A 20,371-nucleotide genomic window follows, 5' to 3' on the forward strand; every position below is an offset into this window, starting at 1 on the left:
GGTGCGTCCGTGCCGGGTGAGGTCACACGGTCGTGCTGGTGAAACCGGCGGATACCCGAATTTCCGGCGCGTGCCGCCCGGATCAGGGCCGCATCCACCGGAAATTCGGGTGTCGGCCGGTTCTTTGAGTATCCGGCGGCCGGGGACGACGGCCGCGAACGTTGGGGTGTGCCCAGACTCGCCCCGTCCCCCTGATAGCTGCCGAGTTCTTGGCCGCGGAGCCGTGGGTCAAGCGGTCATCGCCGGCGCGAAGCGCCCAACAGTCCGCTTGAGGCGCGGGTCCGCGGCTGAGAAAATGGGCAGCAGGGGGACGGCGAACGGCGCAAACCCCACCAACGGCACACCGACGAACCAGTTCAGCGAGAGATGCACGGCTCGCTGTCGGTCCTGCGGCCTAGCGTTGCGGTCATGGTCTCCGCTGTCACCGCTCTCGTCGACGCCGCGCGGACGGCGCTGCGTGCGGCCGCCGATCCCGCGGCGGCCGAGCCGATGCGCGCGTACATGAAGTCGGCCATGCCGTTCCTCGGCGTCCCCAAACCCGCCCGCACCGCAGCCCTGCGGCCGGTCTTCGCCGAGCATCGGGTCGACGACGGCGACGGCTGGCGGGCCGCGGTGCTCGTGCTCTGGGACGGCGCCGAGTTCCGCGAAGAGCGCTACGCCGCCGTCACGCTGGCGCAGCTCAAGCAGTACGCCGCGTACGCGACCCGCCCCGACGCGCTCGACGTCTACGACCACCTCGTCGTCACCGGCGCCTGGTGGGACTTCGTCGACGAGGTCGCCATCCGCTCCGTCGGCCCCGTCCTGCGCGCCCACCACGACGCCGTCGCGCCCGTCGTCAGGCGATGGGCCCGCGACGACGACCGCTGGCGGCGCCGCACGGCGGTCATCTGCCAGGTCGGCTTGAAGGGCGACGTCGACACCGCGCTGCTGGCCGAGGCCATCGAGGCGAACGTCCACGACAAGGACTTCTTCCTGCGCAAGGGCATCGGCTGGGCGCTGCGCCAGCACGCCAAGACCGACCCCGGCTGGGTGCGGGCGTTCGTCGCCGCGCACGAGGCTGACCTCTCGCCGTTGTCACGCCGCGAGGCACTGCGTAACATCGACCCACCGAGTATTGTTACTCGTGGGTAGCTTCTGAACCGAGGAGGGTCACGTGCCACGCTCCACCAGGCCTGTTCGCGACGTGCTGTTCGTCGACGGCGTGCGTACGCCGTTCGGCAAGGCCGGCCCCAAGGGCATGTACCACGAGACCCGCGCCGACGATCTCGTCATCAACTGCATCCGCGAGCTGCTGCGCCGCAACCCGAGCCTCCCGCCCGAGCGCGTCGACGACGTCGCCATCGCCGCGACGACCCAGCTCGGCGACCAGGGCCTGACCATCGGGCGGACGGCGGCGCTGCTGGCCGGACTGCCCAAGTCGGTGCCCGGCTACGCCATCGACCGCATGTGCGCGGGCGCCATGACGGCGGTCACCACGACGGCCGGCGGCATCGCGTTCGGCGCCTACGACGTCGTCATCGCCGGCGGCGTCGAGCACATGGGCCGCCACCCCATGGGCGAGGGCGTCGACCCCAACCCGCGCATCCTCGCCGAGAAGCTGGTCGACCCGTCCGCGCTGGTCATGGGCAGCACGGCCGAGAACCTGCACGACCGCTTCCCGCACCTGAGCAAGGAGCGGGCCGACGTGTTCGCGGCGGCCAGCCAGGCCAAGTACGCCAAGGCGGTCGCCGACGGCAAGATCCAGCCCGACCTCGTGCCCGTCGCCACGCGCAGCGTCGAGCAGGGCTGGGGCCTGGCCACGGCCGACGAGCCGCCGCGCCCCGGCACGACCGTCGACGACCTCGCCGGCCTCAAGACGCCGTTCCGCCCGCACGGACGGGTCACCGCCGGCAACGCCGCGGGGCTCAACGACGGCGCCACCGCGGCGCTGCTGGTCAGCGACGAGGCGGCCGCCGAGTTCGGGCTGACGCCGAAGATGCGGCTGGTCTCGTACTCCTTCGCCGGCGTCGAGCCCGAGGTCATGGGCGTCGGCCCGGTCCCGGCCACCGAAAAGGCGCTGGCCAAGGCCGGTCTCAGCATCGACGACATCGGGCTGTTCGAGATCAACGAGGCGTTCGCCGTCCAGGTGCTGGCGCTCCTCGATCACTTCGGCATCGCCGACGACGACCCCCGCGTCAACCCCTACGGCGGCGCCATCGCCGTCGGCCACCCGCTCGCCTCGTCCGGCGTCCGGCTGATGAACCAGCTGGCCCGCGAGTTCGAGGAGCACCCCGAGGTGCGCTACGGCGTCACCACCATGTGCATCGGCATCGGCATGGGCGGCACCGTCGTCTGGGAGAACCCGCACCACGCCGACTACTCCGAGGAGGCCGCGGCCTGATGACCACCACTGATCTGGCCACCGTCTTCCCCGACGAAGTCGTCACCACCGCGCACCTGCGCCTCGTCGAGCTGCCGCTGGGCGCCGGCAAGGCAGCGCTCATCACGCTCGACAACGGCCACGACCACACCAAGCCGAACACGCTCGGCCCGGCCACGCTGCTCGGACTCGAGCAGGCCATCGACGCCGCCTACGCCGAGCCCGGCATCGTCGCCGTCGTCGTCACCGGCAAGCCGTTCATCCTCGCCGCCGGCGCCGACCTCAAGGGCATGGCGCTGGTGACCGAGCGGTCGCAGGCGGTCGCGCTCGGGCAGCTCGGGCACCGCGTGTTCGGCAAGCTCGCCGACGGCCCTGTGCCGACGTTCGCGCTGATCAACGGCATGGCGCTGGGCGGCGGGCTGGAGGTCGCGCTGCACTGCACCTACCGCACGGTGTCCAAGGCGGCGCAGGGCATCGCACTGCCCGAGGTGTTCCTCGGCCTCGTCCCGGGCTGGGGCGGTGCCTGGCTGCTGCCGAACCTCATCGGCGCCGACAAGGCGGTCACCGTCATCATCGAGAACGCGCTGAACCAGAACCGCATGCTCCGCGGCCCGCAGGTGGCCCAGATAGGCATCGCCGATGTCGCGCTCGACGGCGCCGACTTCATCGAGCGGTCGCTGCACTGGGCGGCGCAGGTGCTGCGCGGCGACGTCGTCGTGTCGCGGCCTGAGGTCGACCGGTCGGAGGCCGCCTGGGACGCCGCCGTAGCGCGGGGTCGCGCCGCCGCCGACGGCCGGCTGCACGGCGCCACGCCGGCCCCGTACCGCGCGCTCGACCTCATCGCGGCCGCACGCACGGTCTCGCGCGACGACGGCTTCGCGGCCGAGGACGACGCGCTCGGCGACCTCATCATGGGCGACGACCTTCGCGCCGGCGTGTACGCGTTCGACCTCACCCAGCGGCGGGCCAAGCGGCCGGCCGGCGCGCCCGACAAGTCGCTGGCCCGGCCGGTCACCAAGGTCGGCATCGTCGGCGCCGGGCTCATGGCCAGCCAGCTGGCGCTGCTGTTCGTCCGGCGGCTCGAGGTGCCCGTCGTCCTGACCGACCTCGACGCCGAGCGGGTCGACAAGGGCGTCGGCTGGGTGCACGCCGAGATCGACAAGCTGGCCGGCAAGGGCCGGCTGTCGCCCGACGCGCGGAACAAGCTGACCGCGCTGGTCACCGGCTCGACCGACAAGGCCGTCTTCGCCGACGCCGACCTCGTCATCGAGGCCGTGTTCGAGGAGATGAAGGTCAAGCAGCAGGTCTTCGCCGACCTCGAGGCCGTTGTCTCCCCCGAGTGCGTGCTGGCCACCAACACGTCGTCGCTGTCGATCACCGACATGGCGTCCGGCCTGCGGCACCCCGAGCGCGTCGTCGGGTTCCACTTCTTCAACCCGGTGGCCGTGCTGCCGCTGGTCGAGGTGGTCCGCGCCGGCGCGACCGACGACGCGACGCTGGCGACGGCGCTGGCGGTCGGCAAGACGCTGAAGAAGTCGTGCGTGCTGGTCAAGGACGCCCCGGCGTTCGTCGTCAACCGGGTGCTGACCCGGTTCATCGGCGAGATCACCCGCGCGGCCGACGAGGGCACTCCGCTCGACGTCGCCGACAACGCACTCGCGCCGCTCGGCCTGCCGATGTCGCCGTTCGTCCTCCTCCAGCTGGTCGGCCCGGCCGTCGCCCTCCACGTCGCCGAGACCCTCCACGACGCCTACCCCGAGCGCTTCCCGGTGTCCGAGAACCTGCGCCGCCTGGTCGCGGCCGGCAAGCCCGGCATCTGGTCGTGGAACGAGCAGGGCAAGCCCTACCTCGACGAGTCGACCGCCGCGCTGTTCGAGCAGGGCGATGCCGCGCTGACGTCGGACGAAGTACGCGAGCGGGCGCTCGCCGCGGTCGCCGACGAGATCCGCCTCATGCTCGACGAGGGCGTTGTCGCCGAGGCGCAGGACATCGACCTGTGCATGCTGCTCGGCGCCGGCTGGCCGTTCCACCTGGGCGGCATCACGCCGTACCTCGATCGCAGCGGTGTCGCCGAGCGGGCCACCGGCCGGCGCTTCCTCCAGCCCGGCGTCGCGAGCGTCGTGCCTAGCTGACGGCCGGCGCCGTCCGGCCGGTCCTCTCCCGGATGCAACACCTGCCCCCGAGGGTGGCGTTGACTGAGTAGAGGGAGAGGAGCCGGCCGGGTGAGCACGCCGCCGTTCGAGGAGTGGGCCCACCGGGCCGGGCCCGGGCTGCGGCGCATCGCCGGCCTGCTGTGCGACCACGCCGCCGACGCCGATGACCTCGTCCAGGAGACGCTGGTCAAGGTGTATCTGCGCTGGTCCCGGATCAGCCGCCTGGAGAGTCCGGACGGCTACGTCCGGACGATGCTGGTCAACCAGCACGTGTCGATGCGCCGGTCGCAGAGCCGCGACCGGCGGGGCCGGCGCTGGCCCGGTGCTCCGGCCGCGGTCGAGGATCGCGTGCCGCGCGTCGTCGACCGGTCGGCCCTGGCCGGCGCGCTGGCCGAGCTGGGCGCACGGCAGCGCGCGGTCGTCGTGCTGCGGTATTACTGCGACCTCTCCGACGAGCAGATCGCCGACGCCCTCGGCTGCAGCCCCAAGACCGTCCGCAGCCAGGCGTCGCGCGCCCTCGCCCGGCTGCGCACGACGGCGGCCGTCGAGGAACTCGGCTGAGCGCGGGAGGAGACCCGATATGGACGAACAGGCACTGCGGGAGGCGCTGCGGTCCGAGGCGGCCGACCAGCCCTTCGACCCGGCCGCCGTCGACCGCGCCGTCGAACGTGGGCGGTCCCAACGACGCCGCCGGCGGACGACGCTGCTCGCGGTCGTTCCGGTGGTCACCCTGGCGGTCGCCGGCGCCGGCGCGGCGGCGCTCGCCTGGCTACCCGGCGATCCCCCGACCGCGCGCAGCGCCGGTGACGCCGCCGTGGCCCGTCCGGTCCAGCTGCTGACCTGGCCAGAGCCGGACGGCGTCGGTGTCGCCATGGAGGCGCTCTACCAAGGCACGCTCACGGTGACCGACAACGGCTGTGTCGCCCTCGGGGGCATCGCCGAATCGCATCCCGTCATCCCGGTCGCGTGGCCGCCCGGCTGGAGCGTCGCCAGGGATGGCGACGGACGTGCGGCGCTCTTCGACGAGACGGGCCGGCTCCGCGCCCGCGAAGGCGACGCGATCGGCATCGGCGGCGGCAACCTCGACTACGACAACGGGCTGATGCCCATCGACCCGAACCACCCGTGCGCTCTCGGCGATACCCGGTACTTCTTCGCGAGCGGCGAGCTGTCCGCCGAGGCCCAGCCCTAGCGCGACGGCGATCCGAGCGGGGACGGCGGGTCGGCGGAGGGCGGTGCGGTCGCGTCGACGGGCGGTGGTTGGCCGTCCTCGCCGGGTGGTTCACCGCTCTCGGCCAGTTCGCGCGCCCGCGTGACCCGTCTCCACGCCAGGACGGCCGCGGCGATGGCGCCCGACACCGGGACGGCGAGGAACAGGCCGACCAGGCCGAACGCCGCGGCTGCTGCCGTCGTGAGGATCAGCGTGACGACCGGGTGGAAGTTGAGCGCTCGCGACATCAGCAGCGGCGAGAGGATGTTGCCCTCGATCTGCTGCACCACGACGACGATGCCCAGTGCCCACAGCGACGTCGTGAAGCCGCCGGAGAACAGCGCGACCAGCACCGCCACCGCCCCCGCCAGCGTGGCGCCGACCAGCGGGATGTAGGCCATGATGAACGTCAGCGCGCCGATCGGCACCGCAAGCGGCACGTCGAGGATCAGCAGGCCGACGCCGATCAGCACGCCGTCGACCAGACCGGTCAGCGTCGAGGCGTAGAACCAGTTGCCGGCGGTGCGCATCGACGCCCGGAAGGCGGCATCGGCCGGGTCGCGGTGCGTCGGGGCCAGCGCCGCCACGAACTGCTTCCACAGCTTGTCGCCGCTGGTCAGCGCGAAGATGGCGAAGAATGTCGCGATGAGGATGACGGTGACGAAGTTGCCGACCAGCGACAGCCCGCCCACCGCGGCACTCGTGACGTCGCCCAGCACGTCGCCGAGCCGCGACTCCAGTTCGTCCAGCAGGTCCTGGACGTTCTGGGTGTCCATGCCGAACGGCCCGTCCTCGAGCCAGCGGTTGATCTCGCTGACCGAGCCGGTGATGGCGTCGACCATGCGCGGCCAGGAGTCGACCACCTCGGTGACGACGAAGACCAGCAGCCCGGCGAAGAAGGCCAGGAACAGCAGCACGCACATCAGCGCCGCCAGCACGGCCGGCACGCGTTTGCTGCGCAGCCACCGGGCCAGCGGCCACAACAGCGCCACCTCGGCGAAGCCCAGCACGACCGCCGTGGCGATGAACTGCACCTGCAGGACCAGCCACATCGCGGCGGCGATGGCCACTCCGATGATGAGCAGGCGCAGCGCGATGATGGATTCGGGCCGCAGCCAGTCAGGGTCCGGACGGCGTCCGGGAGGGTTAATGGTCACCGATCACACCGTCGTCGTTCGGTCATGGGGCGTGCTGTCGAGCGCCGCGACCAGCCCGGACACCTCACGCGCGAGGTCCTGCGCGGTGAGTCCGGCGGCGGCGAGGATCTCGTCGCGCTTGGCGTGGTCGAGGAAGCGCTGCGGCAGGCCGTGGTCGTGTACCGGGACGGCGACCCCGGCGTCGCGGAGCAGCTGGGCCAGCACCGACCCGACTCCCCCGACCCGGCCGTTGTCCTCGATGGTCACGACCAGCCGGTGCTGCCGGGCGAGCTCGACGAGCGCGGCGTCGAGCGGCTTCACCCAGCGCGGGTCGACGACGGTGACGCCGACGCCTTGCGCCTGGAGCCGCTGCGCGGTGTCGACGCCGACCTTGCCCATGGCGCCGACGGCGACCAGCAGCACGTCGCGCGTCTCGGCGCGGGCCAGCACGTCGACCGTGCCGATGCGCTCGAGTGCCGGGACGTCCGGGCCGACGGCGCCCTTGGAGAACCGCACGACGGTGGGCGCGTCGTCGACGTCGAGCGCCTCGGCGAACAGCTCGGCCAGCTGCTCGCCGTCGCGCGGCGCGGCCAGCCGCAGGCCGGGCACGACCTGCAGGATCGACATGTCCCACATGCCGTTGTGCGACGGCCCGTCGTTGCCGGTGACGCCGGCGCGGTCGAGCACGAACGTCACGCCGGCCTTGTGCAGGGCGCAGTCCATCAGCACCTGGTCGAACGCGCGGTTGAGGAACGTCGCGTAGACCGCGACCACCGGGTGCAGGCCCATCGCCGCCATGCCGGCCGCCGAGGTGGCCGCGTGCTGCTCGGCGATGCCGACGTCGAAACAGCGGTCCGGGAACGCCTGGGCGAACGGCTCGAGCCCGGTCGGTCCGAGCATCGCGGCCGTGACGGCGACGACGTCGGGCCGGTCTCTTCCGGCGCGCACCAGCGCCTCGCTGAAGACGTCCGTCCACTCGCGCACCGGCTTGCCCGCGGGGGCGCCGGTGGCGGGATCGAACGGCCGCGGGCTGTGCATCTGGTCGGCCTCGTCGCGCAGGGCGGGGTCGTAGCCGAACCCCTTCTGCGTCAGGCAGTGCACCAGCACCGGCCCGCCGAACTTCTTCGCCTGCGTCAGCGCCTGCTCGACCTGCGCGCGGTCGTGCCCGTCGATGGGCCCGATGTACTTGAGCCCGAGATCCTCGAACATGCCCTGCGGCGCCAGCAGGTCCTTCAGGCCCTTCTTGACCCCGTGCAGCGCGTCGTAGAGGGGCTGGCCGACCAGCGCGGTGCGGCCGAGCGTCCGCTTGACGACGTCGAGCGCCTGTTCGTAGCGCGGGTCGGTGCGCAGCCCGGTCAGGTGGCGGGCCAGCCCGCCGACGGTCGGCGAGTACGAGCGGCCGTTGTCGTTGACGATGATGACGAGCGGCCGGCGGTCGGGGCCGGTCTGCGGCCCGCCGGCGATGTTGTTCAGCGCCTCCCAGGCCATGCCGCCGGTCAGCGCGCCGTCGCCGATGAACGCGACGACGGTGCGGTCGCGCTCGCCGCGCACCGCGAACGCCTTGGCCATGCCGTCGGCGTAGGACAGCGCCGTCGACGCATGCGAGTTCTCGACCCAGTCGTGCTCGCTCTCGGCCCGGCTCGGGTACCCGGACAGCCCGCCGGACTGCTTGAGCCGCGTGAAGTCTTGCCGGCCGGTGAGCATCTTGTGCACGTAGGCCTGGTGGCCGGTGTCGAAGACGATGGGGTCGCGCGGGGAGTCGAACACCCGGTGCGCCGCGATGGTCAGCTCGACGACGCCGAGGTTCGGTCCGAGGTGGCCGCCGTTGGAGGCGCAGGTCGCCACCAGCCGGTCGCGGATCTCCGCGGCCAGCGACTCGAGCTCGTCATCGGACAATGCCCGCAGGTCGCGGGGGTCCTTGATGCGGTCGAGAAGTCCCACGCGTGCTGCCTCCAAGTCGCGCCGGTGCTGACTGCCGAGTCTAGAGGGCGAACGACTCTCGATCACGTTCAGGTGTCGTTGTTGAGCGCGCGGCGCGCGGGCCACTACCCTTCCGCTGTGTCTCACGAGGAACGGGCGTGGGGGCCGGTCGCCCGACTGGGACGCCGAGCCACCGGAGCCATCATCGCCGGAGCCGGCACGCTGATGTGCGCGCTCAGCGCCTATCTGTCGTGGTACGGCGACCGCGCGCCATACGAACTGCCCATCCGGCACCTGGCCGAGACCGGCGCCCCCGGCGCGGCCAGCGGCTACTGGGCGTCGGTCGCGGCGCCGCTGGCGGTGGTCGGTGCGCTGGGCCTGCTCGGCGCGCTCGTGCGGTTCCGCTTCCTGCTGGTCCTGGCCTGGATGGTCGGGGTCGCGACGCTCGCCCTGTGGGGGCTGATGCGGGCCATCGGCAACGCGACCGACAACGCGCCGGCGGGCGTCGGGACGGGTGCCGGCGTGTGGCTGTGCGCGATCGGGCTGCTGGCGATCCTCGTCGGCGTCGTCGTCATGGGTCCACGCAAGGAAGAGGTCGACGCCCCGCTGCGGATGTTCGGCGACGACAGCTGACCCCGTCCCGCCGGCTGGGTCGTGGCAGCGCCGACGCCGGGTGCGTCTCGGCAGTGAGGCGCTCTGCCGTGCGCGGTGCCGGTGCGCGTGGCACAGTGGAACTGCGGCCGGTGCCGCCCGGCGCAAGGCCGTGAACGAGTCGTCTGGACCCTCGATGAGGAGGCGATCCACATGACCACACGCCAACGTGCCTCCGGCGCGGTCGTCGCCGTGGTCGGCGCCCTGGGCGTCACCGCCAGCAGCTACCTCGACTGGTACGACGGTCGCGACGCGACCGACATCCCACTCGAGCGGCTCTTCCAGACCGACGCCGTCGGCCTGCCGTCGTCCTACTGGAACTCGATGGCGCTGGCGCTCGCGGTGGTCGGCCTGCTGGGCGTGCTCGGTGCGCTGCTGCTGTCACGGTTCGTCCTCCTCCTGGGCTGGCTGATCGGCGCGGCGACCCTGGCGCTCTGGATCGTGATGTCCGTCAACGACAACTCCCTCTCCTTCTCGGCCGGCGACCTCCAGGCCGGCGCCTGGCTCTGCGGCGTCGCGCTGCTGGTCCTGCTCGTCGGGATCATCGGCACGGGCCGCTCCCAGCGCTCCGACGACGAGACGCCCACCCGCGCCGAACCCGTCCCACCCCCAGAACCCTGACGTCGCATCCCGGGTGTGGCGCGCGTCCCGGCCCCACGTCGCCTCCTGGTCCCACGGAACGTCCTGGTCTCACGTCACGCTGTGGAGGCAATTCCGGCCGAAACACGTCACGGCAGACCAGGACGTGACGTCAGACCATGAGGCGGGAGCCTGGACCAGCCCCTCGAGTCCACTGGACAGGCTCCGGGCGCACCGGGCAACGCTCGATCGCCGCAGCGAACCTTGCCGCCAGCCGCTTTCGGTCGTGCCGCGCCTGTTCCCAGCCGTACCGCACCACCTCCAACCCCAGCTCGCGAAGACGCCATTCACGTTCTCGCTGATCAGCGACGACTCGACCCGCATCCAGGCGGTTGTCGTACTTGAGCGAACCATCGGCTTCGAACACCAGCCAGCGGTCCGGCAGCAGGTGATCGACCCGGTAGCGTCTCTCGCCTGTGTCAATCCAGGCGTTCGACATCGGCACCGGCAGGTCGTGCGCGATGAACGCCAGCCGCCCCAGCGACTCCAGTGCACTCTCCGCGTAGGCATCGGCGTGCTCGATCACCCAGGCGGCTTCCCGGCTGCCGCGCCAACCCGATTGGACGCCGAGCACCCCTCGTAGGTCGGCGACGGTGACGCCCGACGACAGCGCCGCGTCAGCCACGACGATCGCGTCCGCACGCGGCGCTACCCGGGCGACGTCGACCACCGTCCGAGGTAGCGAGGTCAGCCGGCAACGATCCTGGTAGCGGCACTGGTTCGGCGGCAGCGCAGCCACGCGTACGGTCCCGTACCGGCTGTTCACCGCCGAGCCGGCGCCGTCCGCCAGACACACCACGGGCCGGGCGGGCGGCGCGTTGATAGGCGGCAGCCCGTACAGGGCCGCCGCGGACCAACCGGCCGCGAACGCTCGAGTGCCGCAGGCGAGCGTGAACGCCCGAGACCGCAGGCCGAACGCGGCCCACTCGTCGGCGTCGCGATAGGTCGATGCGCACGCGTACACACCGCGGGCGAGCCGTACCAGGAGCCCGGCCTGCGCCAGACGCGTCAACCGTGGCCTGGTGATGCCCCGCAGCCGCGCTTCGGCGACGCTGAAGACGCCGCGGCCGGCGCGGAGGAGGCGGGTGATGTCGTCGGGTAGGGATCGCATGCCGACAAGATCAACACGACCGGCCGCTCGCCGCCACCGCCGATCCCGGAAATGTGGACAACGCGGCGCCGCCGGGCGGCCTGTGGAGAACAGACCGCCCGGCGGCGGCGTACGAATCTCAGAGCAGGCTGCGCAGCACGTACTGCATGATGCCGCCGTGGCGGTAGTAGTCCGCCTCCCCCGGCGTGTCGATGCGCACCACCGCGTCGAACTCGACGTCATCCGCGCGCACACGCACCGTCGCCGGCGTCTCGCCGTCGTTCAGCGCCGTCACCCCGGTGACCTCGAACGTCTCCTCGCCGGTCAGCCCCAGCGACTCCGCGTTCGAGCCCTCCGGGAACTGCAGCGGCAGGACGCCCATGCCGATGAGGTTGGACCGGTGGATGCGCTCGTAGGACTCCGCGATGACCGCGCGCACGCCCAGCAGCGCCGTCCCCTTCGCCGCCCAGTCGCGCGACGAGCCGGAGCCGTACTCCTTGCCGGCCAGGATCACCAAGGGCACCCCGGCAGACGCGTACGCCACCGACGCGTCGTAGATCGTCGTCACGGGCGCGTCGGCCGCCGTGAAGTCCCTGGTGAAGCCGCCTTCCGTCCCCGGCGCGATCTGGTTGCGCAGCCGGATGTTGGCGAACGTCCCGCGGATCATCACCTCGTGGTTGCCGCGACGGGAGCCATAGGAGTTGAAATCGCGCCGCTGCACCCCGTGCGACGACAGGTAGTGCCCCGCCGGCGAGTCGGCCTTGATGGCGCCGGCCGGGCTGATGTGGTCTGTTGTCACCGAGTCGCCCAGCTTGGCCAGCACCCGCGCGCCCGCGATGTCACCCACCGGCGACGGCTCGACGCCCATGCCGTCGAAGTAGGGAGGCTTGCGGACGTACGTCGACGAGGCGTCCCAGGCGAACGTGTTGCCCGACGGCGTCGGCAGCGACTGCCACTGCTGGTCGCCGGCGAACACGTCGGCGTAGTCGCGGGTGAACATCTCGCTGGCGATGGCCGACTCGACGACCGTCTCGATCTCCGCCGGCGACGGCCACAGGTCGCGCAGGTAGACGGGCTCGCCGTCGCTGCCCACCCCGAGCGGCTCGGTCGTGATGTCGATGTCCATGCTGCCGGCCAGCGCATACGCGACGACCAGCGGCGGCGACGCCAGGTAGTTCATCTTGACGTCGGGGTTGATGCGGCCCTCGAAGTTGCGGTTGCCGGAGAGCACGGAGACGACGGCGAGGTCGTTCTCGTCGACGGCGGCCGACACCGCCTCCGGCAGCGGGCCGGAGTTGCCGATGCACGTCGTGCAGCCGTATCCGACCAGGTGGAAGCCCAGCTTCTCGAGGTACGGCGTCAGGCCGGCGCGCTCGTAGTAGTCCATGACGACCTTCGACCCGGGCGCGAGCGTCGTCTTCACCCACGGCTTGCGGTTCAGGCCGCGCTCGACCGCGTTCTTGGCCAGCAGCGCCGCCCCGATCATCACCGACGGGTTCGACGTGTTCGTGCAGGACGTGATGGCCGCGATGACGACGGCGCCGTGGTCGATCTCGCACTCGGTGCCGTCGTCGAGCGTCACCTTGATGGGCGCGGACGGCCGGCCCTCGGCGGTGACGGCCGCGGACACCACACGCGGCTCCTCGGCCTCGCCGCCGTTGGGGTGCACCGAGGCCGGGTCGCTGGCCGGGAAGCTCTCTTCCACGGCCTCGTCCAGCGCGGTGTGCGGGCCCTCGTCGTGCGCCACGTAGTCGCGCAGCGAGGTGCGGAAGGCCGTCTTGCCGTCGGTGAGCGAGACGCGGTCCTGCGGGCGCTTCGGGCCGGCGATGGACGGGACGACGGTGCCGAGGTCGAGCTCGAGGTACTCGGAGAACGTCGGCTCGTGCGCGGCGTCGTGCCAGAGGCCCTGCTCCTTCGCGTACGCCTCGACCAGCGCGACCTGCTCGTCCGTCCGGCCGGTCAGACGCAGGTAGCGGACGGTCTCGTCGTCGATCGGGAAGACCGCGATGGTGGAGCCGTACTCGGGGCTCATGTTGCCGATGGTGGCGCGGTTGGCCAGCGGCACCGCAGCGACGCCCGGGCCGTAGAACTCGACGAACTTCCCGACGACGCCGTGCTTGCGCAGCTGCTCGGTGATGGTGAGGACGAGGTCGGTGGCCGTCGCGCCGTCGGGCAGGCTGCCGTGCAGCTTGAAGCCGACGACGCGCGGGATCAGCATGCTGACCGGCTGGCCGAGCATGGCCGCCTCGGCCTCGATGCCGCCGACGCCCCAGCCGACCACGCCCAGGCCGTTGACCATGGTGGTGTGGCTGTCGGTGCCCACGCAGGTGTCCGGGTAGGCGACGGTGGTGTCGCCGACGGTCTTCGTGTAGACCGTGCGGGCGAGGTGCTCGATGTTCACCTGGTGCACGATGCCGGTGCCCGGCGGGACGACCTTGAAGTCGTCGAACGCGCCCTGACCCCAGCGCAGGAACTGGTAGCGCTCCTTGTTGCGGCCGTACTCGAGCTCGACGTTGCGGACGAACGCGTCGGGCGCGCCGAACACGTCGGCGATGACGGAGTGGTCGATGACCAGCTCGGCCGGCGCCAGCGGGTTGATCTTCGCCGCGTCGCCGCCGAGGTCGCTCATGGCCTCGCGCATGGTGGCGAGGTCGACGACGCACGGCACGCCGGTGAAGTCCTGCATGACGACACGCGCCGGCGTGAACTGGATCTCCGTGTTCGGCTGCGCGTTGGCGTCCCAGCCGACCACCGCGCGGACGTGATCGGCGGTGATGTTGGCGCCGTCCTCGGTGCGCAGCAGGTTCTCCAGCAGGATCTTCAGGCTGTACGGCAGCCGGCTCACGTCGCCCGCGGCGGCCAGCCGGTAGACCTCGTACGAGGCGTCACCGACCTGCAGGGTTCCCTTCGCGCCGAAGCTGTCCTTGCTGGTCACGTTCGATCCCCAACCTCTCGCATCCGTGGCGTTCCCGCACATCGTCGCGCACTCGCGGTGGCGGCGGCGCGCTGAGGCTCGCCTAACTGTCCGGTCACTGTCCGGGCACCCCAGCCCGAGCCGGAGAAGTCTCTTGAAGTCAAGATATCACGGCGGCCGGGACGTCGATCGGCGCCCGCGGACACCGTCCTCCCAATAGTCTGTTGCTCGCCATGATGACTCGCAGCCGCTCCGTCGTGACGTCGCTCCTCGCCGTGCTCCTCGTGGCCGCTTGCTCGGGCGGGTCGGAGCCCTCCGGTGCACCGTCGTCCGGCGGGCCGGACGAGGACCTGCCGGCCGCGCCCGTCGAGGACACCGTCGCCCTCATCTCGCCGCACCTGGTCCAGGACGACCTCCAGGTCGAGCCGGTCGCCACGCCGCAGCGCCTCGTCCTCCCGTCCGTCACCGTCATCGTCGACGGCGTCCAGACGCTCGACCTGCTCACCGCCGACGTCGTCGGCGCCCTGACGGAGGCGTCGGCCGACGACGGCGAGGAGTACCGGCCCGCCGACGGACAGGCCGTCTACGCCTGGCGAGTCACCTTCGAGCCGGGTCCGGCGATGTCGGCCGACGTGTTCGCCCCCTTCGAGCCGGAGCAGAGCCCGCGCGACGCGTCGGCGACGGTGCGGCTCGACGCGGGCGGCGACCCGCTCCCCGTGGTCGGCGAGTTCGGCCCGGACGAGCTGACATTCGAGTGCCCCGAGCTGCCCTGCGCCGAGGACGAGCCCGCCGAGCGGATCCTGCTGGCGACGGTCGACGCCGACTCCTCCCCCGCGCTGGTGGCCACCGTCGACGGCGAGGAGCTGCGGCTCGACCTCGCGACGGGGGAGGTCACCGGCGACGTCTCACTGATCGCCCAGGACGGCGCGGAGTTGACCTTCCCGCATCCGGTCGAGTGGCCACTGACCACGTACGTCGTGCGCACGCCCGAGCAGCTGGAGGCCGAGCTCGGCAGCGGACTCGGCGACCAGACCCGCGAGGGCGCCCGCGTCGTCTACCAGGGCCGGTTCGAGGAGGTCGTCCTGACGCCGTTCGACCGCGCCCGCGGCTGGGCGCCGTCCGGCCAGGCCTGGCTCGTCGTCCCGGTCGAGGACCCGCTCCAGCGCGTCGTCGACGGCTGGTGGGAGGCGACGCTCGACCTCGCCGCGAGCTGGGTGCTGCAGCACGACGGCGCCACCCTGCCCGCCGCCGAGCCGGTCGACAGTGGCGCTCCGGTGGTCTTCCTGGTGCCCGACGACCTCGAGGCCGCGACGCTCGTCTACCAGCCGACGGGGACGGTCAGCACGCGCGCTCCTGACACGACGTACGAGTTCCAGGTCGACGAGCCGCTGACCGCCGAGCTGTCGCTGAGCTGATCCGAAGTTCTTGTCGCCCGGCTGTCACATTCGGGCTCCGGAAAGCACCCATAGAGGGTGTGAGGCTTTGGATGCTGTTGCTGAGTGTGTGGTCGTGCTGGAGGGCGGCTACGCGGGTGACGTGCGCGCACAGCCGGCCGGGCCGGGGGTCGCGCGGGTCCGGCCCGCCGTCAGTGCGCATCCGTCTTCCGGACGCGCCGCCGTCCCTCGATGCACGGGCGCCGCCGTAGCCGCAGCCGCCGCCCGAGCCAGCGCGCGAACGCCGTCACGGCCAGTAGCGCGGCACCGAGCGCGAGCAGCCAGACCGGCCGGGTCAGCCACCACGTCGCAGTCCCCGGCCGAGGCGGCAGCTCATCCACGGCGAGCACAACACCGAACGCCGCCACGAGCACCAGGAGGTGCCAGAGGTACACCGTCATCGCCACGCCGCCGAAGCGCCGCACCACTGCCCACGGCGCCGGCCGATGCAGCCAGCCGAGCAGCCGCGGCCGGGCCAGCAGCAGGGCCGCGCCCTGGCCGATGCTCAGCACCAGCACGCACACGGTCGGCGGAGACATGTTCGAGAGCTCGCCCGGCAGACCGACCATGCTGACCGGATACGGACCCGGGCCGGTCAGCACCACGAGTGCGGCCAACCCGGCGGCGAGCACGGCCCACAACCGGCGTCGCGACACCACCTCGAACCGGCCGTCGCCGTACCAGACGCCGAGCTGGTGCGCGAAGAGCCAGACCAGCGCCAGGTTCGCCGCGGCGACCGCAGCGGCGACCGCAGCAGCCGCGGCCGGCCAGCCGGTCAGCGTTCCGCCCGGTCCAGCGGGCAGGCCCGCGGCCGGCCCGGCGGTCAGTCGCACGGCGTCGACGGCCACGGCGCCGGACGCGAGCACGGCCAGCACCGTCCGCGGGACGGCCGCATGCCAACGCAACAGGAAGGGAGCGACCACGATGATCCCGGTGTAGACGGCCAGGAACCACAGCGGCTGCACCAGCAGGCCGGCCACCGCGAGGGCATCGCCTGCCGGCACCCCGGCCGCCAGTGCGACCACCGCGACCACCGGCACCGCGGCCAGGAACACCGCCGCCGGCCGCCACAGCCGGACCAGCCGCGACCGCACGAAGTCCCGGGGCCCGCCGCCGGCCGCGACCGTCCGCCGCCAGACGGTGCGGTTGGCGAACCCACCGGCCATGAAGATGAGTGGCATCACCTGCAGCACCCACGTCGCCGGCCGCAGGGCCGGGAGGAAGGAGAGAGCGTTCTCGCCCACGATCCGGCCGCTGGGCGACACCGAGAACGACGCCATCAGCCAGTGCCCGGCGACGACGATCGCCAAGCTGCCCGCCCGCGCCGCGTCGACCAGCCGGTCCCGCCCGCCTGAGTGGTCGCGCTCAGCTGAGCGGTCGCGGTTGGCCGAGCGGTCGCTGTCGCGGCTGACGGGGTCACCGCGGCCGAGGCCGGCGGGGTCGGCGCGGCCGGGGTTGGCCGGATGGGCGCCGCCGAGGCCGGCGTGGGCGTCCGCGGGTTGGCGCCCGCGGCCGGAACCACCGTGGTTCAGGCGGCCGGTCATCGAAACCGCCGGACGATCGACGGCGAGAGGAGGGCGCCGGCGATGAGCGCGGCCGACACGAGGTACGGCCAGACCGCCTCGTCGCCTGGGTTGCCGTAGCCCTGGCGCCACGAGTTGAACCCGACGGCGCCGGCGGTCGCCCGGGCGAGCGCCGCGCAGGTCGTGCCGCCGTCCACCTCGGCACAGCGGTCATGCAGGTCCGCGGCGAACCGGTCGTCGATCGCATGGCGCGCCCACGGGCCCAGCTCGCCGCCCTTCACCGTCGCGTAGCGGAGCAGGTCGTAGCCGAGGTCGTGCGCCCGGCATGCGGGGCCGAAGTCGTAGTCGGTGCTGCCCAGCCACGAGCAGCCGCCGGCCGGGTCGATCATCAGCACCGCCCCGTCCGGGCCGGCCACGGCGACCGGGTCGTACCCCTCGACGGCGGCGAAGTCGGCGGGGATCGCCGCCGCGAGGTCACCGGGACCAGCCGGCTGCTCGGTCAGGACGGTGACGGCGTGTGCGGCCGCCGCGTTCTCCGGAGCCGACGGCGACGCCACCTGCCCGGCGCCGGTCAGCGCGAACGACGCGGCCACGGCGGCCGCGACCAGTGCGATGCGATTCCACATGCCGCGGACGCTAGGAACGCGGCCGCGCCGCATCGTCACGCTGCGGAGCCAGGTTCGGCGTACCCCGCTGGTATCCCCTGAGGGACACCTCCGTAGTACGACGCACCGCCGCGGCCGCCGCCCTAATGTGAGTCGCGTGAACGGCGAACGGCGCACCATCCGCTCGTGGCTGCCGTGGCTGGGCGCCGCGGCGGCGTTCGTCGTGACCCTGCAGACGGCCGGCGACGTGCTGGACGTGCCGCTCAACGCGACCCCGCTGGTCGCGGCCGCCGCCGCGGTGCCGCTCGGCCTGATCGCGACGCTGCCGGCGCTCGGCTGGCTGCTCTCGGCCGGGTCGGCGCTCCTGGTGTCGCAGGTCTACGACGCGGTCGACGGCGACCCCTGGCCCTGGCCGACGGTGCACGGCGTCGTGCTGCTGGCGCTGCTGTTCGCGACGGGGCTGCTGCCGCTGCCCTGGTCACGCTCCCCCGCCGACGCCGAGGAAGGGGGCGCCGAGGCGAGCGTCGGCGGCGGACGGACGCGGCGGTCGCGGGTGGCGAGGGTGCTGGGCGAGCTCGCCGTCCCGGTCGTGGCGACCGTCGCGACCGCGTTCCTGTTCGCCGTCTCGGTGCCGGACGACCTGCGGGCCGGCTGGGCGGTCGGGGCATCGGCCGTCGGGGTGGCGGGGATGGTCGCCCGGCGCCTTCCGCTGTTCCGCGTCCCGCCGGCCGAACCACCGGTGCCGGTCGGCGACCTGCCCGCGCTGCTCCGCACCGGACTCAGCCAGGTCGTGGCCGACTGGGGTCCGCCGCCGGCCGTCGAGCCGAGCGGGGTCGCGCCCTGGGTGCGCCGCTACGTGCCGTGGCTGGCCGCGTTCGTCGTGTTCTGGACCGCGATCTCGACCGTCGAGGCGTCGGTCGAGATCCATGCGCTACTGGTGCCGGTCGTCGGGGTGGCGATGGCGTTGCCGGCCGGGCTGGTCGACCGGAGCCCCCTCGTCGGCTGGCGCCTCGCCACCGTCCTCGGCGTCGTGCTGGCGCTGCTCGGCACACCGAGCGAGGGCGAGTACGACGGCGCCTGGCCGGTGATCTTCCAGTGGGTCTGGCTCGCGACGGTGTTCTTCGTCGCCGTCCGGTACGACCGGTGGACGACGGTCTGCGCGTGGGCGATCACCGTCGCCGCCATGCTCACCGGCACGGGCGACGACGCGGGTACGGCGGTGACGATGATCGTCGCGGCGACGGCGATCGTGGTCATCGGCGACCTCGTCCGCGCCCGCCGCACCGCGAGCCGCGACCTCGAGCGGCAGACCGAGCTCAGCGAACTGGAGAAGGCCCGCCGCACCGTCCTGGAGGAACGCAGCCGCATCGCCCGCGACCTCCACGACGTCGTCGCACACCACATGTCGATGGTCGTCGTCCAGGCCGAGACGGCGCCCTACCGCATCGACGGACTGTCCGACGACGCGCGCGCCGAGTTCACGTCCATCAGCGGGTCGGCCCGGCAGGCGCTGGACGAGATCCGCGGCCTGCTCGGCGTGCTGCGCGGGACGGACGAGACGGTCACGCTGGCGCCGCAGCCGGGTCTGGCCCAGCTCACCGACCTGGTCGACGGCGCCCGGCGGTCGGGCGTGGCGGTCGAGCTGACGACGGCCGGGGCTCCGGCGACGGAGGTCTCGGCCGCGGTGGGTCTGTCGGCATACCGGATCGTGCAGGAGTCGCTGGCCAACGCCGTCCGGCACGCGCCGGGCACCGAGGTCACGGTCGACGTGTCGTACACGGCACAGGCGGTCGAACTGCGGGTGCGCAACACGGCACCGGCCGTGGCTGTGGCGACGAGCAAGAGCGACGCCAGCGGGCACGGCTTGCCCGGCATGCGGGAACGGGCCGCCGTCGTGGATGGGACGTTGACGGCCGGGCCGACCGCGACCGGCGGGTTCGCCATCGCCGCGGTGCTGCCCTACCAGGCCGGAGCACCGGCCGCGCCCGGACTTCCGCACGACAGCGCGGCCGAGACCGAGGAGCCCACCGCATGACCACACGCGTGCTGATCGTGGACGACCAGGCGATGGTGCGGGAAGGGTTCGGGGCGCTGCTGGCGGCGCAGGACGACCTCGAGGTGGTCGGGAGCGCGGCCAACGGGGCCGAGGCGGTCGACGCGGTGTGGAGGAAGCAGCCGGACGTGGTGTTGATGGACGTGCGGATGCCGGTGCTGGACGGGCTGGAGGCGACCCGGCGCATCCTCAAGGCGCCCGGCGACCGGCACCCGCGCGTCATCATGCTCACCACGTTCGACCTCGACGACTATGTGTACGAGGCGCTGCGGGCCGGCGCCAGCGGCTTCCTGCTGAAGGACGCGCCGGCGGCCGACCTCGTGCACGCCGTCCGGGTGGTGGCCGCCGGGGACGCGCTGCTGGCGCCGTCGATCACCCGGACGCTGATCGCCGACTTCGCCCGCCGGCCGCAGCAGAACCGCCCCCGGCCGGACCAGCTCAGAGTGCTGACGCCGCGGGAGACCGAGGTGCTCAAGCTGATCGCCGCCGGCCGGTCGAACGGCGAGATCGCCGACACGCTCGTGCTCGCCGAGCAGACGGTGAAGACCCACGTCGGGCGGATCCTGATGAAGCTGGACCTGCGCGACCGCGCCCAGGCCGTCGTCATCGCCTACGAGACCGGGCTCGTGCAGCCGGGCGGCTGAAAGACCGATCCCTGCCTGATTCCGGGCAGAAAATTGGCAAT

The 20,371-nt window shown here is 72.6% G+C and carries 16 protein-coding genes; 10 read left to right on the forward strand and 6 right to left on the reverse strand.

The window, feature by feature from the left end; translation table 11 throughout:
* Nucleotides 1–408: 408 nt before the first annotated feature.
* From BLV05_RS23040 to BLV05_RS23060, 5 genes are all read left to right on the forward strand, one after another.
* Nucleotides 409–1,131: a DNA alkylation repair protein gene (locus BLV05_RS23040; RefSeq protein ID WP_046770158.1), complete on the forward strand. Its 723-nt coding sequence runs from the start codon at nucleotides 409–411 to the stop codon at nucleotides 1,129–1,131.
* Nucleotides 1,132–1,153: 22 nt separating this feature from the next.
* A complete protein-coding gene (locus BLV05_RS23045) occupies nucleotides 1,154–2,380 on the forward strand; it encodes a thiolase family protein (RefSeq protein ID WP_046770064.1) in 1,227 nt (408 codons plus the stop codon).
* Nucleotides 2,380–4,491 (forward strand): 3-hydroxyacyl-CoA dehydrogenase NAD-binding domain-containing protein, encoded by a 2,112-nt coding sequence (locus BLV05_RS23050; RefSeq protein WP_046770065.1) that lies wholly within the window; start codon nucleotides 2,380–2,382, stop codon nucleotides 4,489–4,491. Before BLV05_RS23045 ends, BLV05_RS23050 begins: the two co-directional genes overlap by 1 nt.
* A 90-nt stretch (nucleotides 4,492–4,581) precedes the next feature.
* Nucleotides 4,582–5,073: a SigE family RNA polymerase sigma factor gene (locus BLV05_RS23055; RefSeq protein ID WP_046770066.1), complete on the forward strand. Its 492-nt coding sequence runs from the start codon at nucleotides 4,582–4,584 to the stop codon at nucleotides 5,071–5,073.
* A gap of 19 nt (nucleotides 5,074–5,092) precedes the next feature.
* Nucleotides 5,093–5,704, forward strand: a complete 612-nt coding sequence (locus BLV05_RS23060; RefSeq protein WP_046770067.1) for a hypothetical protein — start codon at nucleotides 5,093–5,095, stop codon at nucleotides 5,702–5,704.
* Here the strand turns inward: BLV05_RS23060 and BLV05_RS23065 are convergent.
* Together BLV05_RS23065 and dxs are read right to left on the reverse strand one after the other, a co-directional pair.
* Nucleotides 5,701–6,879, reverse strand: a complete 1,179-nt coding sequence (locus BLV05_RS23065) for an AI-2E family transporter (protein ID WP_046770068.1) — start codon at nucleotides 6,877–6,879, stop codon at nucleotides 5,701–5,703. The genes BLV05_RS23060 and BLV05_RS23065 overlap by 4 nt on opposite strands.
* 3 nt (nucleotides 6,880–6,882) lie before the next feature.
* Entirely contained in the window at nucleotides 6,883–8,799 is a 1,917-nt protein-coding gene (gene dxs / locus BLV05_RS23070; protein WP_046770069.1) for a 1-deoxy-D-xylulose-5-phosphate synthase, read from the reverse strand.
* Between the two features lie 117 nt (nucleotides 8,800–8,916).
* Here dxs and BLV05_RS23075 point away from each other — a divergent pair, with 117 nt between their 5' ends.
* The gene (locus BLV05_RS23075; RefSeq protein ID WP_046770070.1) at nucleotides 8,917–9,411 is read left to right on the forward strand and encodes a hypothetical protein; all 495 of its coding nucleotides are present in this window, start codon (nucleotides 8,917–8,919) and stop codon (nucleotides 9,409–9,411) included.
* 171 nt (nucleotides 9,412–9,582) lie between these two features.
* Entirely contained in the window at nucleotides 9,583–10,050 is a 468-nt protein-coding gene (locus tag BLV05_RS23080; protein ID WP_046770071.1) for a hypothetical protein, read from the forward strand.
* Nucleotides 10,051–10,180: 130 nt separating this feature from the next.
* On the opposite strand, the gene BLV05_RS23085 is transcribed toward BLV05_RS23080, so the two are convergent.
* Together BLV05_RS23085 and acnA are read right to left on the reverse strand one after the other, a co-directional pair.
* Complete coding sequence (locus BLV05_RS23085) at nucleotides 10,181–11,179, reverse strand: type IV toxin-antitoxin system AbiEi family antitoxin domain-containing protein (protein WP_052762670.1); 999 nt, start codon at nucleotides 11,177–11,179, stop codon at nucleotides 10,181–10,183.
* Between the two features lie 118 nt (nucleotides 11,180–11,297).
* Nucleotides 11,298–14,135 (reverse strand): aconitate hydratase AcnA, encoded by a 2,838-nt coding sequence (gene acnA, locus BLV05_RS23090; protein ID WP_046770072.1) that lies wholly within the window; start codon nucleotides 14,133–14,135, stop codon nucleotides 11,298–11,300.
* A gap of 170 nt (nucleotides 14,136–14,305) precedes the next feature.
* Here acnA and BLV05_RS23095 point away from each other — a divergent pair, with 170 nt between their 5' ends.
* Nucleotides 14,306–15,487, forward strand: coding sequence for a hypothetical protein (locus BLV05_RS23095; RefSeq protein ID WP_152690857.1), 1,182 nt, complete (start codon nucleotides 14,306–14,308; stop codon nucleotides 15,485–15,487).
* A 170-nt stretch (nucleotides 15,488–15,657) separates the two neighbouring features.
* Here BLV05_RS23095 and BLV05_RS23100 read toward each other — a convergent pair whose 3' ends face one another.
* On the reverse strand, nucleotides 15,658–17,049 hold the full coding sequence (locus BLV05_RS23100) for an acyltransferase family protein (protein WP_052762671.1): 1,392 nt from the start codon (nucleotides 17,047–17,049) through the stop codon (nucleotides 15,658–15,660).
* Nucleotides 17,046–17,654, reverse strand: a complete 609-nt coding sequence (locus BLV05_RS23105) for a phospholipase A2 (RefSeq protein ID WP_052762672.1) — start codon at nucleotides 17,652–17,654, stop codon at nucleotides 17,046–17,048. Before BLV05_RS23105 ends, BLV05_RS23100 begins: the two co-directional genes overlap by 4 nt.
* Before the next feature lie 136 nt (nucleotides 17,655–17,790).
* Here BLV05_RS23105 and BLV05_RS38245 point away from each other — a divergent pair, with 136 nt between their 5' ends.
* Both BLV05_RS38245 and BLV05_RS23115 read left to right on the forward strand, forming a co-directional pair.
* Entirely contained in the window at nucleotides 17,791–19,668 is a 1,878-nt protein-coding gene (locus BLV05_RS38245) for a sensor histidine kinase (protein ID WP_052762673.1), read from the forward strand.
* Nucleotides 19,665–20,330: a response regulator gene (locus BLV05_RS23115; RefSeq protein WP_046770074.1), complete on the forward strand. Its 666-nt coding sequence runs from the start codon at nucleotides 19,665–19,667 to the stop codon at nucleotides 20,328–20,330. The genes BLV05_RS38245 and BLV05_RS23115 overlap by 4 nt, the downstream gene beginning before the upstream one ends.
* Nucleotides 20,331–20,371: the final 41 nt, after the last annotated feature.

This window comes from Jiangella alkaliphila, from assembly GCF_900105925.1.
Taxonomy (GTDB): Bacteria; Actinomycetota; Actinomycetes; order Jiangellales; family Jiangellaceae; genus Jiangella; species Jiangella alkaliphila.